The organism is Hydrogenophaga pseudoflava (genome assembly GCF_031020795.1).
GTDB classification, from domain to species: Bacteria; Pseudomonadota; Gammaproteobacteria; order Burkholderiales; family Burkholderiaceae_C; genus Hydrogenophaga; species Hydrogenophaga pseudoflava_A.
In genome coordinates this window covers 629,194-641,255 of the sequence record NZ_JAVHJP010000002.1, presented here as the reverse complement: position 1 = coordinate 641,255, position 12,062 = coordinate 629,194, and the positions used below count along the sequence as shown (strand labels likewise).

At 67.5% G+C, this 12,062-nt stretch carries 9 protein-coding genes and 2 tRNA genes; 5 read left to right on the top strand and 6 right to left on the bottom strand.

The window, feature by feature from the left end:
* Positions 1 to 3: 3 nt before the first annotated feature.
* The 5 genes from RCO38_RS08805 to selD all read left to right on the top strand — a co-directional run bounded on the left by RCO38_RS08805 (position 4) and on the right by selD (position 5,024).
* A complete protein-coding gene (locus tag RCO38_RS08805) occupies positions 4 to 1,089 on the top strand; it encodes a phosphotransferase family protein (protein ID WP_308327917.1) in 1,086 nt (361 codons plus the stop codon).
* Positions 1,090 to 1,134: 45 nt separating this feature from the next.
* A complete protein-coding gene (locus RCO38_RS08800) occupies positions 1,135 to 2,394 on the top strand; it encodes an acyl-CoA dehydrogenase family protein (RefSeq protein WP_308327916.1) in 1,260 nt (419 codons plus the stop codon).
* Positions 2,395 to 2,453: 59 nt separating this feature from the next.
* Positions 2,454 to 2,530: transfer RNA gene (locus RCO38_RS08795), tRNA-Pro, on the top strand.
* 57 nt (positions 2,531 to 2,587) lie between these two features.
* A tRNA-Arg gene (locus RCO38_RS08790) sits at positions 2,588 to 2,664 on the top strand.
* 74 nt (positions 2,665 to 2,738) lie between these two features.
* Positions 2,739 to 5,024 (top strand): selenide, water dikinase SelD, encoded by a 2,286-nt coding sequence (gene selD, locus RCO38_RS08785; RefSeq protein ID WP_308327915.1) that lies wholly within the window; start codon positions 2,739 to 2,741, stop codon positions 5,022 to 5,024.
* Positions 5,025 to 5,051: 27 nt separating this feature from the next.
* On the opposite strand, the gene RCO38_RS08780 is transcribed toward selD, so the two are convergent.
* The 6 genes from RCO38_RS08780 to RCO38_RS08755 form a co-directional block, all read right to left on the bottom strand.
* Positions 5,052 to 5,699, bottom strand: coding sequence for an ATP-binding cassette domain-containing protein (locus RCO38_RS08780; protein WP_308327914.1), 648 nt, complete (start codon positions 5,697 to 5,699; stop codon positions 5,052 to 5,054).
* A 1-nt stretch (position 5,700) separates the two neighbouring features.
* Entirely contained in the window at positions 5,701 to 7,359 is a 1,659-nt protein-coding gene (locus tag RCO38_RS08775) for an ABC transporter permease (RefSeq protein WP_308327913.1), read from the bottom strand.
* A complete protein-coding gene (locus RCO38_RS08770) occupies positions 7,332 to 8,507 on the bottom strand; it encodes an ABC transporter substrate-binding protein (RefSeq protein WP_308327912.1) in 1,176 nt (391 codons plus the stop codon). The genes RCO38_RS08775 and RCO38_RS08770 overlap by 28 nt, the downstream gene beginning before the upstream one ends.
* A 195-nt stretch (positions 8,508 to 8,702) precedes the next feature.
* The gene (locus RCO38_RS08765) at positions 8,703 to 9,908 is read right to left on the bottom strand and encodes a branched-chain amino acid ABC transporter substrate-binding protein (RefSeq protein WP_308327911.1); all 1,206 of its coding nucleotides are present in this window, start codon (positions 9,906 to 9,908) and stop codon (positions 8,703 to 8,705) included.
* A 193-nt stretch (positions 9,909 to 10,101) separates the two neighbouring features.
* On the bottom strand, positions 10,102 to 10,533 hold the full coding sequence (locus RCO38_RS08760; RefSeq protein ID WP_308327910.1) for a DNA polymerase III subunit chi: 432 nt from the start codon (positions 10,531 to 10,533) through the stop codon (positions 10,102 to 10,104).
* A complete protein-coding gene (locus RCO38_RS08755; protein ID WP_308327909.1) occupies positions 10,530 to 12,041 on the bottom strand; it encodes a leucyl aminopeptidase in 1,512 nt (503 codons plus the stop codon). Before RCO38_RS08755 ends, RCO38_RS08760 begins: the two co-directional genes overlap by 4 nt.
* Positions 12,042 to 12,062 lie beyond the last annotated feature (21 nt).

Genomic DNA, 12,062 nt, shown 5'->3' with positions numbered 1-12,062 from the left:
CGAATGAACGACTCCCAGAACTTCACCGGCACGCGGCCGGTGGCGGCGCAACACGCCGTCGATCCCCTCGCCTTGCAGGGCTGGCTCGAACGCCACGTCGAGGGCTTTGCCGGTCCATTGAGCATTGAAATGTTCAAGGGCGGGCAGTCCAATCCCACCTACAAGCTCATCACGCCGAACCGCAACTATGTGATGCGCGCCAAGCCCGGTCCGGTGGCCAAGCTCTTGCCCTCGGCCCACGCCATCGAGCGGGAGTACCGGGTGATGGGCGCTCTGCACGGCACCGGTGTGCCGGTGGCGCGCATGCACGCCTTGTGCGAGGACGAGTCGGTGATCGGGCGTGCCTTCTACGTGATGGAGTGCGTCGACGGCCGTGTGATGTGGGACCAGTCGCTGCCCCACATGCCCAACGCCCAGCGCGGCGCGATCTACGACGAGATGAACCGCGTGATGGCCGCGCTGCACACGGTGCGTCCCCTGGAGATTGGCCTGGCCGACTACGGCAAACCGGGCAACTACTTCGAGCGCCAGATCGGCCGGTGGAGCAAGCAGTACGTCGCGTCGATCACGCAACCCATCCCCGAGATGGACAAGCTGATGGACTGGCTGCCTCTGAACATTCCAGCCATGGCGCGCGACGAATCGCTGGTGTCCATCGTGCACGGCGACTACCGGCTGGACAACCTGATGTTCCACCCCACCGAGCCGCGCGTGCTGGCGATCCTCGATTGGGAGCTCTCGACCCTCGGTCACCCGCTGGCCGACTTCAGCTACCACTGCATGGCCTGGCACATCCCGCCGGGCGCCTTCCGCGGCATCGGCGGCCTGGACGTGCAGGCGCTGGGCATTCCCACCGAGGACGACTACATCCACCGCTATTGCGAGCGCACCGGCTTCGTCACGCCCGAGCAGCTCAAGGCCGACTGGAACTTCTACCTTGCCTACAACCTGTTCCGCCTTGCCGCGATCCTGCAGGGGATTGCCAAGCGCGTCGAGATGGGCACGGCGTCCAGCGCGCAGGCGGTGTCGTCCGCCGCGGGCGCGCGGCCACTGGCCGAGATGGCATGGCGCTTTGCACGGCAGGCCTGAGCACCCTTTTCCACAACGTCCAGACCCACACACGAGGACCACCCCATGCATTTCGACTACACCGACAAGGTCAAGGACATGCGCCAGCGCCTACTGGCCTTCATGGACGAGCACATCTACCCCAACGAAGGGCGCTTCTTCGCCGAGATCGCGGCCAACCGCGCCAAGGGCAACGCCTGGATTCCGACCACCATCATCGAGGAGCTCAAGCCCAAGGCGCGCGCGGCGGGTCTGTGGAACCTGTTCCTGCCGATGAGCAAGCGTGCGCCCGAAGGCCTTTCCAACCTGGAGTACGCACCGCTGTGCGAGATCATGGGCCGTGTGCCGTTCGCGGCCGAGGTATTCAACTGCTCGGCGCCCGACACCGGCAACATGGAAACACTGGAGCGCTATGCGTCCGAGGAGATCAAGGACGAATGGCTTGAGCCGCTGCTGCGTGGCGAAATGCGCTCGGCCTTCCTGATGACCGAACCGGCGGTGGCCTCATCGGACGCCACCAACATCCAGTGCGAGATCCGGCGCGACGGTGACCACTACGTGCTCAACGGCCGCAAGTGGTGGTCCTCGGGCGCCGGCGACCCGCGCTGCAAGGTCTACATCGTGATGGGCAAGACCGACCCCGAAGCGCCGCGCCACTCGCAGCAGAGCATGATCGTCGTGCCCGCCGGCACGCCCGGCGTCACCGTCGTGCGCCCGCTGAGCGTGTTCGGTTACGACGACGCCCCACACGGCCACATGGAGGTCGTGCTCAAGGACGTGCGCGTGCCGGTGCGCAACCTGCTGCTGGGCGAGGGCCGCGGCTTCGAGATCGCTCAGGGACGCCTGGGCCCCGGTCGCATCCACCACTGCATGCGCTCCATCGGCGCGGCCGAGCGCGCGCTGGAGCTGATGTGCAAGCGCCTGAACAGCCGCGTCGCCTTCGGCAAGCCGATTTCCTCACAGTCGGTCTGGCACGAGCGCATCGCCGAGGCCCGCTGCAAGATCGAGCAGGCGCGCCTGCTCACGCTCAAGGCCGCCTACATGATGGACACGGTGGGCAACAAGGTGGCCAAGGCCGAGATCGCGATGATCAAGGTGGTGGCGCCCAACATGGCCTGTGAAATCATCGACATGGCCATCCAGGCCCACGGCGGCGGCGGCGTGAGCGACGACTTCCCGCTGGCCTACAGCTATGCCAACCAGCGCACGTTGCGCCTGGCCGACGGCCCCGACGAGGTGCACCGCGCGGCGATCGCCAAGCTGGAGCTGGCCAAACACATGGCCATCAAGAGCGACGTCGAGATGCCCGTGACCCGCGGTTGCTGAAATACGCCGGAGCAGACTGCGCAGCGCGCCTCGGCGTCAGGGTATACTCGCCGGCTTGTCGGAGCGTAGCGCAGCCTGGTAGCGCATCTGCTTTGGGAGCAGAGGGTCGCGAGTTCGAATCCCGCCGCTCCGACCATTCTTCAGGACAAAAAGGCCCACAGCGTGGGCCTTTTTTGTATCCTGTCCGCACCGTCTGCCCGTAGCTCAACCGGATAGAGCAGCTGCCTTCTAAGCAGCAGGTCGGGGGTTCGAGTCCCTCCGGGCAGGCCACACATCTCTCCCCCGCCCTCTCGCTGCTTGGCTGCCGTTGCGAAGCGCGGTCGGCGCATGTCCGCAGCCACCGAATGCATTCACACGAACAACCCGTCCTGCGCGATCTGGTCCTTGTCGGTGGAGGTCACAGCCATGTGATGGCGCTGCGCATGCTCGCCATGCTGCCTGAACCCGGCTTGCGCATCACGCTGGTCTGCACCGACGTCGACACGCCCTACTCCGGCATGCTGCCGGGCTACATCGCAGGCCACTACCGCTTTGACGAGGTCCACATCGACCTCGGTCGTCTGGCGGCGTTCGCGGGCGGACGCTTCATCCGCGGCGAGGTGACCGGGCTGGACCGGGCGAACCAGCGCGTGCTGCTCGAAGGCCGACCACCCGTTCCGTACGATCTGCTGTCCATCAACACCGGATCCACACCCGATGTGCGCAAGGTCGATGGCGCGCAGGCCCATGCGGTGCCGGTCAAGCCCATCGCCCACTTCAACCAGCGCTGGCTGGCCCTGCTGGAGCGTGTGCGCGGCCTTCGCGAGCGCTTCACCGTGGCGGTGGTCGGTGGCGGTGCGGGCGGCGTGGAGCTGGTGCTGGCCATGCAGCACCGGCTGCGTCAGGAATTGCAGTCTCTGGGCAAGAACCCCGATCTGCTGCAGTTCGTGCTTCTCACCGCGGGCGACTCGGTCCTGCCAACCCACAACCCCGGGGTGCGGGCGCGCTTCGTCCGGGTGCTCAAGGAACGAAGGGTTGCGGTGCACACGCGGGCCGAGGTGTCGCAGGTCTCGCCCGGCTGCCTGACCACGCAGGACGGGCGCACCTTCGATGCCGACGAGACCATGTGGGTCACGCAGGCGGGCGGCCCGGGCTGGCTGCGCGACACTGGCCTGGCGCTGGACGGGCACGGCTTCGTCCGCGTCAATGAACACCTGCAGACGCCGGACGACCCCAGGATCTTCGCAGCCGGCGACGTGGCGTCCTTCCTGCCGCGACCGCTGGAGAAGGCCGGCGTGTTCGCGGTGCGCATGGGCCCGGCGCTGGCACGCAACCTGCGCCTGGCCCTGCATGGCCAACCGCTGCAGCCCTACCGCCCCCAGAAGCACTGGCTGGCGCTGATATCCACCGGCGACCGGCATGCGGTGGCCTCGCGCGGCCCCATCGGCTTCGCGGGCGACTGGGTCTGGCGCTGGAAGGACCACATCGACCGACGCTTCATGCGCAAGTTCACCGAGTTGCCCGTCATGGTTCCGGGGCTGCCATCAAAGACAACGCCGGCCAACAGCCTCGTGCTGAGTGCCGAAGAATCACGCCAGGCGATCTCGGCCATCGCCATGCGCTGCGGCGGCTGTGGCGCCAAGGTGGGCGCCACCATCCTCAGCCGCGCCCTGGGCCATCTGCAGCCGGTGCAGCGCGAGGACGTGCTCATCGGCCTGCACGCGCCGGACGACGCGGCCGTGGTGCGCGTACCGCCGGGCATGGCAGTGGTGCAGACGGTGGACTTTTTCCGCAGCTTCATCGACGACCCGTACCTGTTCGGCCAGGTGGCGGCCAACCACGCGCTGGGCGACATCTTTGCCATGGGCGCCGAGCCGCAGTCGGCCACGGCGATCGCCACGGTGCCACCGGGTCTGGAAGCCAAGGTCGAGGACCTGCTGCTGCAGATGATGACCGGCGCGGTCGAGGTGCTCAACGCCGCAGGCTGCAGCCTGGTCGGCGGGCACACCGGCGAAGGCCGCGAGCTGGCGCTGGGATTTGCTGTGAACGGACTGATCGACGAGCGCATGACGGGTGTGCTGCGCAAGGGCGGCATGCAGCCGGGCGATGTGTTGCTGCTGACCAAGCCCATCGGCACCGGCACCCTGTTTGCGGCACACGCGCGGCACGCGGCCAAAGGCCGCTGGGTGGATGCGGCGCTCAATTCCATGGTGGTGTCCAACCAGGCCGGCGCCCGCGTCCTGCGCGCACACGGGGCCACCGCCTGCACCGACCTCACGGGCTTCGGTCTGCTCGGCCACCTCGTCGAGATGACGCGCCCCTCCGGTGTGGATGCGCAGCTGCACCTGGGCGCCCTGCCCGTGCTCGATGGTGCGGTGGAGTGCGTGCAGGCCGGCATCGTCAGTTCGCTGCAGCCGGCCAACGTGCGCCTGCGCCGCGCACTGCGCAATGCCGAGGCCTTCGTGGATGATCCGCGCTACCCGCTCCTGTTCGACCCGCAGACCGCGGGAGGTCTGCTGGCCAGCGTGCCGGCCGACCGCGCGTACGACTGCATACGTGCACTGCAGACGGCGGGCTACCCGCACACGGCCGCCATTGGCCGCATCAGCGTGGCGAGCGACGCGCTCGAACCGGTGGTGCTGAACGCCTGAGTCCGGCGGAGTCTCCTCCTAGCCTGCTCATTCGGGCCGTGCCTGCCACCGCTGGATGTCGAACACCTCGCCACCCGGCGGCACGTCGTCGGGGTCGTGGGTGACCAGCAGCGTGGGGATGCGCTGGCGCTGGATCCGCCCGAACACGAACCCCCGGAACTGCGCGCGCAGCGCCGCGTCCAGCCGGGAAAAGGGCTCGTCCAGCAGCAATGCGCAGGGCTCGGCGAGCAGCGTCCGCATCAGGCTCACGCGCGCGCGCTGGCCGCCTGAGAGGGTGGCCGGGTCGCGGTCGTGGAAACCATCCAGTCCGATGTCGCGCAGCGTCTGTGCCACCCGCTCGCGCCGGGCGGCGGTGCCGCGCACCGTGGCCGGCAGCGCGAACGCCAGGTTCTGTCCCACGCTGAGGTGCGGAAACAGCAGGTCGTCCTGGAACAGAATGCCGATGCCGCGCGCCTCCACCGGCCAGGCGTCGCGCCGCTCGCCGTCCAGCCACAACTCGCCCTGCGCCTGGAACGCCGGGTCCAGATCGCCCACCAGCCAGTTGAGCAGGGTCGACTTGCCCGAGCCCGAAGCGCCGGTGAGCGTGACGATGCTGCCCCGCCCGACCTGCAGGTTCAGCCCCGCAATGAGCAGGCTCTCGCCTTTGGTCATGGTGAGGTTTCGAATGTCCAGCATCTCAGCGCAATCCTCGGCGGGTGCGGCCCGCCCATTGGGACAGCAGCGCCGCCAGGCCAAAGCCCAGCAGCGGCAGCACGATTTGCAGCAGCGCCTGCGCGGCCAGCACGCGGCGGTTGCCCCCGGCGCTCAGCGCCACCGCCTCGGTCGTCACCGTGGCAAAGCGCCCGCCGCCGGCGAACAAGGTGGGCAGGTACTGCGCCACGCTGACCGAGAAGCCGACGGCCAGCGCGGCCAGAATGGGCTTGACCAGCATCGGCCACTTCACGCGCAGGCAGGCGCCCAGGGGCGACTGCCCCAGCGCCCGCGCGGTGACCATCAGCCGCCGGTCGAACGCTCGGTACGGCCCGATCAGGGTGAGCACCGTATAGGGCAGCACCCACAGCAAGTGGCTCCACAGCAGGCCAGGCGCAGTGCCGTCGGCCGACAACCGCAGCAGCGCCGCGTACTGCGCGGCCACCAGGGGCAGCGAGGGGATGATCAACGGCAGGTACAGCAGCGCGTTGTAACGCTGAGGCCCCCACTCCAGCCACACCAGCGCGGCCGGCAGGCACAGCAGCGAGGCCGCCGCCGCCAGCCCAAGGGTGGTGCCGAACGGTGCCCAGTCGACCTGCATCCAGTTCTGCAGCGACAGCGCATCGGGCCACAGCGCCGGAAAGAACCAGGTGTCCGCCAAGGACCACAGCAGCAGCACCGCCACCACCGCATAACCCACCAGCCACAGCGGCTGGTGCAGCCCCCGGCGCGGCGGGTGGCTCGCAGCCTTGCGCTCACCCGCCGGGTAGGCGGCACGGCGCACCAGCCCGTGCCACAACCAGCGAGCGATTCCCGAGATCAGCAGGAACAGCGCCAGCAGAACCACCGATGCGACGGCGCCGCGGGCCTGCATCGCCGGGTCGGGGTCGGAGAGCCACTGCCAGACCAGCACGGCCAGCGTGGGCGGCGTGCTCGGCCCAAGCACCACGGCCATGTCGACCACGGAGAGGCCATAAGCCAGCACCGCCGCCAGCGGCCAGCCCAGACGCGGCAGCAACTGGGGCCACAGCACCAGCCTCCAAGTCTGGGCGCGGTTGTAGCCCAGCGACCGCGCCACCACCATGTGCCGATGCACGGTCTGCTCGCCCAGCACCGCCACCAGCACCCAGAGCAGGAACCAGCTTTCCTTCAAGCCCAGCGCCAAGGCCAGGCTCAGCCCCAGCGGGTCCTGCACCGTGACCCATGCCGGCGGCTCCAGCCATCCCGCCAGCGGAGCCACTGCGCGCGCGAACCAGCCCGAGGGCGAGATCAGGAACAACAGGCCAACGGCAAAGGCCGCATGCGGCACCGACAGCATCAGCGGCAACCGGCGCTGCATCGCCAGCCAGCGCGGCCCCGGGTACAGCGCGGTCGCCAGGCCTGCGGCCAGGGCCATGCCCAGCACGCTGCCCAGCCCGGCCGACACCAGGGTGGCGCGCAGCGCCAGCGGCCACTGGGCGTCGGACCACAGCGCCTGCCAGACCGAAGGGGCGAGCACAGGCGCCAGTGCCCAGTACAGACCTGGCAGCACCGGCCCAAGGATCAGCAGCACCGGCAGGGCCGCGAGCCAGGCCCACAGCCGGCGTGCCGACCACGCCGAGGGCAAACCGCGCCAGCTCAGCGGGCCCCGTAGCGCTTGAGCCACTCGCTCTCCAGCACCTCCACCCAGCTGGCGTGCGGCTCGGCCAGCGTGGGCACGGCTTCGGCCAGAGCGCCTGGTGCCGTCTTGCGCATGGCAGCCTGGATCGCCGCTGGCAGCTTGCCCACATCCAGTACGCTGCCGTCGCCCCACACGGTGACGTCGGCCTTGCGCGCCTGGGCCTCGGGCGAAAGCAGGAAGTTGGCCACCACCTGGGCACCGGCCTGCGCCTTGGCGTTGACCGGGATGGCCACAAAATGCACGTTGCCGATGGTGCCGCCGGTGAAGCCGAAGCTGTAAGCCGTGGCGGGCAACTGGCGCGAGACGATGAGGTTGGCCGCCTCGTTCGGATTGAAGGTGAGTGAAAGCCGAAGCTCACCGTCGGCCAGCATGCGGTGCATCTCGGCGGCGGTGGCCGGGAAGGCCTTGCCACCTCGCCACAGCACCGGATGCAGCTGGTCCAGGTAGGCCCACAGCGGTGCGGTGGCAGCGCCGAAGCTGGCGGCACTCACTGGCGACTGCAGAACCTTGCGGTCAGGCGCCAGCTCGATCAGTACCTGCTTGAGGAATGTGGTGCCGTGGAAGTCCGGCGGTTTCGGGTAGCTCACCCGGCCCGGATTGGCCTTGGCGAAGGCCAGCAGCGCGGCCGCCGAGCGCGGCGGCGTGGGTGTACGGGCCTTGTCGGCGATGAAGGTCAGCTGGGCTGTGCCCCACGGTGCCTCGTAGCCTTCGGTGGGCACTGAAAAGTCGCTGCGTACCGGCTTGTTCAGGTCCACCGAGCCCCAGTGGGGCAAGTCCTCGGCCCAGGGGCCGAACAGCAAGCCGCCCTGCTTGAGGTTGCGGAAGTTCTCGCCGTTGACCCACATCAGGTCGACCGAGCCATCGATGCGGCGGCCTGCCGCCACCTCGGTCTGCACCCGCTTGACCACCTCGGCCGCGTCCGTCACTTTGACGTGCCGCAGCTCCACCCCATAGCGGCCCTTGACCTGCTGCGCCACCCACGTGATGTAGGCATTGATGGCCTCGCCGCCGCCCCAGGCGTTGAAGTACACCGTCTGGCCCTTGGCATCGGCTTCGGTCTTGGCCCAGTCGGCATGGACCGCAAGCGGGACGGACAGGCTCAGGGCCATGGCGGGCAGCAAAAACCATTTCATGCGCGAACTCTTCGTAGAACAGTTGAGGGAAGGCCAACAGTCGGCCGAGACGGCAAGAACTTACAGCCGACGCCGACTGTACGGCCTGACCTGGCTGAAGCGAACGCCACGAGCCTGCATGCAGTGCCCGTTGGCCGGGAGGCGGACATAAAAAAGCCGCCCCTGGAGGCGGCTTTTTGGAGGCATTTCCGTGAATCAGCGGATCACTGCCAGTTCAGAGCGCTTGCCACCCTTGTAGGTGTAGAGCGTCAGGGCACCGTTCTTGATGTCACCCTTCTCGTCGAAGGCGATGGTGCCGGTCACACCTTTGTAGTTGGTTTCCTTCAGCTTCGGCAGGTACTTGGCCGGATCCGAAGAATCGGCGGCCTTCATGGCCTCGACCATCACCTTGACGGAGTCGTACACGTACGGTGCGTACACCTGGACATCGGCATTGAACTTGGCCTTGAAGTCGGCCTTGAACTTCTCCATGCCGGCCTTGGCTTCACCTTCCACGCCACCGGCTTCCGCGCAGTAGACCTGCTCGTCGGACATGCCGTCGCCAGCCAGGTCGACCAGGCCGGACGAGCAGATGCCGTCGCCGCCCATGAACTTGGCCTTGATGCCCAGCTGCTTCATCTGCTTGAGCATCGGGCCCGCCACTGCGTCCATGCCGCCGAAGAACACGATGTCGGGCTTCTTGGCCTTCAGCGTGGTCAGGATGGCGTTGAAATCGGTGGCCTTGTCGTTGGTGAACTCACGACCCACGACCTTGCCGCCAGCGGCCGTCACGCCCTTCTCGAACTCGTCGGCCACACCCTGGCCGTAGGCGGTGCGGTCGTCGATGACAGCGATGCTCTTGCCCTTGAGGGTTTCCACGGCGTACTTGCCCAGCGTGCCACCCAGGTGCACGTCGTCGGCCACCACGCGGAATGCGCCAGCGTAACCCTGGCGGGTGTACTTGGGGTTGGTGGCAGAGGGGGAAATCTGGGGGATACCGGCGTCGTTGTAAATCTGGGACGCGGGAATGGTGGTGCCCGAGTTCAGGTGACCGATCACGCCGTTGACCTTGGCGTCGACCAGCTTCTGGGCGGCGGCCGTGCCTTGCTTGGGATCGCCGGCGTCGTCTTCGGCCAGCAGCTCGAACTTGGCGGGCTTGCCACCAATGGTCAGGCCAGCGGCATTCAGCTCCTCGATGGCCATGCGTGCGCCGTTTTCGTTGTCCTTGCCGAGGTGGGCGATGGCACCGCTGGTGGGACCGACGTGACCGATCTTGATGACGCCGTCATTCGCTGCAGGCGCGGGGGCGGCCGCAGGAGCCGGAGCAGCAGGAGCGGCGGCCGGGGCAGCCTCTTCTTTTTTGCCGCAGGCGGCCAGAGCGACGGCTGCGGAAATGACGGCCAGTTTCAGGTTCAGTTGCATAGGTATCCTCGGAAAGGAATGAATTTTTGGAATGCGGAGGGAACTTTTCTCCACATCCATAAAGATACTCCAAATCCTTGCACCGGGGACGCTGCGTCGAGACTTGCGCAAATGGCTTCGAGGGTTTGCCCCAGTGAGCATCATTTCAACGCATGCACCATAAGCTGGCTGCATGCAGACTTACAGCAATCACTCAGGCCACTGAAGCGGACAGGTCGTGGGCGGTGGGCTCGATACCCGCCTGCCGGTAGAGCCTCCAGCGTTCGCGGCCCTTTTCCCGGCCTCCGGGCTCCGAGCCCACCACCTCGATGATTCTCGGCACCACGCCGACACCACACAGGGCCTGATCGGCCAGGTTGACCAGCACATCCACTTGCGCCCATTCGGGCTCCAGCGCCCCCAGCACGATGGGTGAGTGGCGGCGGACATGCGCAGCGGAGCCCGAGCGGGCATGGGGCACAAATTCCCCCGGCGCCATGAGCCACAGCGCCCTGTCGAGCGCCTCGAGAGATGAAGCCTCACCCAGCACGTGAACGCGGGAGCCCTTCAGATAGGCCTTGCGCAGCAGCCTGCACAGATAGGCCGTCCGGTCCCCGACGTTCAGGTGAAAAGCGACCTCGGTCATGCCTGCCGGGACGCCCTGTTGCCTGTACGCGCCTTTTGCGCCTTTTTTGCCACCGCTTCCCGGGTCGGCAGATCGCTGAGGTACTGCAGCAACAGGGGCACCGGCCGCCCGGTCGCTCCTTTGCTGGCTCCACTCTTCCAGGCCGTACCTGCAATATCCAGATGAGCCCAGGGCATTTCTGCCACGAACTTCTGCAGGAACTTCGCTGCGGTGATCGCACCGCCCGCCCGTCCGGCCACGTTGCCCATGTCCGCGAAATTCGACTTGAGGCCTTCGGCGTACTCGTCGTCCAGTGGGAGCCGCCAGCAGAGGTCCATGGACCGCTCTCCCGCCGCAAGCAACGCGTCGGCCAGGTCGCTCCGGTTGGCGAACATGCCGGACCGGATGGCCCCCAGCGCGATCACGCAGGCACCCGTGAGCGTGGCGATGTCGATCACGCAGCGGGGCTTGAACCGGGCGGCGTAGGTCAGTGCATCACAAAGGATGAGCCGGCCCTCGGCGTCGGTGTTGAGAATCTCGATGGTCTGCCCGCTCATGCTGGTGACCACGTCACCCGGCTTGACGGCGCTGCCATCCGGCATGTTCTCGCAGCTTGGGATGATTCCCACCACGTTGACCTCAGGCTGCAATTCGGCAAGTCCGGCGAAGGTGCCGAGTACGCTCGCCGCACCGCCCATGTCGAACTTCATCTCGTCCATCTCGGCCGCCGGTTTGATCGAGATGCCACCGGTGTCGAACGTGATGCCCTTGCCCACCAGCACCACCGGGGCACTGCCTTTGGGCCCGCCCTGGTAGTGCATGACGATGAAACGCAGGGGTTGCGACGAACCCTGCGCTACCGCCATGAACGCTCCCATCCCGAGGGCGGCAACGTCCTTGGGACCGAGCACGTCGGTCTTGATTTGCGGCTTGCGCCCGAGCTTGCGCGCGGCCTCGGCCAGGTGGCTGGGGGTGGCATGGTTCGCAGGCCGGTTGGCCCACTCCTTGGCCAGTTCGATCCCGGCGACCTGGGCCAGTCCGAAGCGGAAAGCAGGCCGAGCGGCGGCGACATCGGTCACCCCCATGACCACCTGCCTGATCGTGCGGGCCGTGGCTGAAGGCTTGGTGGTCACATAGGCGTAGGTGCTGTCCGCCACCGCCACCATGGCACTTTGCACCGTGGGCCGGTCGCTGGTCATGCCGCTGAGCAGCACGGCCATCTTCTTGACGGCAGGCGACTTCAGGCCCGACATCGCCGCCATCACCGCCTTGCGAACCGCAGCAGGCGACCCGTCCCCGGCACGCGCCAGCACCACACGCGCCGGCTTGAGCCCTTGCGGCCGGTACACCGAGAGGCACTTGGCCACGCCGGCTTCCAGATCTCCGCGGCGGGCGGCGTCCCGTACCAGCATGCTCAGGGCATCGTCGCCATCCATGCCGAGGGTGTCATCGGAGACCAGCACCACCAGTGCATCCACCGCCAGCTGGCTTGCCTGAACGGGGGAAAGGGCTTTGAGTTCGAAGTCCATAATCGTGTCTTTCCTGTTTGA

Excerpts from the sequence above, each read along its gene's own strand:
- selD (WP_308327915.1), top strand. The coding sequence starts at position 2,739 with ATGCATTCACACGAACAACCCGTCCTGCGCGATCTGGTCCTTGTCGGT.
- RCO38_RS08755 (WP_308327909.1), bottom strand. The coding sequence starts at position 12,041 with ATGGACTTCGAACTCAAAGCCCTTTCCCCCGTTCAGGCAAGCCAGCTG.
- RCO38_RS08805 (WP_308327917.1), top strand. The coding sequence starts at position 4 with ATGAACGACTCCCAGAACTTCACCGGCACGCGGCCGGTGGCGGCGCAA.
- RCO38_RS08780 (WP_308327914.1), bottom strand. The coding sequence starts at position 5,699 with ATGCTGGACATTCGAAACCTCACCATGACCAAAGGCGAGAGCCTGCTC.
- RCO38_RS08800 (WP_308327916.1), top strand. The coding sequence starts at position 1,135 with ATGCATTTCGACTACACCGACAAGGTCAAGGACATGCGCCAGCGCCTA.
- RCO38_RS08760 (WP_308327910.1), bottom strand. The coding sequence starts at position 10,533 with ATGACCGAGGTCGCTTTTCACCTGAACGTCGGGGACCGGACGGCCTAT.
- RCO38_RS08765 (WP_308327911.1), bottom strand. The coding sequence starts at position 9,908 with ATGCAACTGAACCTGAAACTGGCCGTCATTTCCGCAGCCGTCGCTCTG.
- RCO38_RS08770 (WP_308327912.1), bottom strand. The coding sequence starts at position 8,507 with ATGAAATGGTTTTTGCTGCCCGCCATGGCCCTGAGCCTGTCCGTCCCG.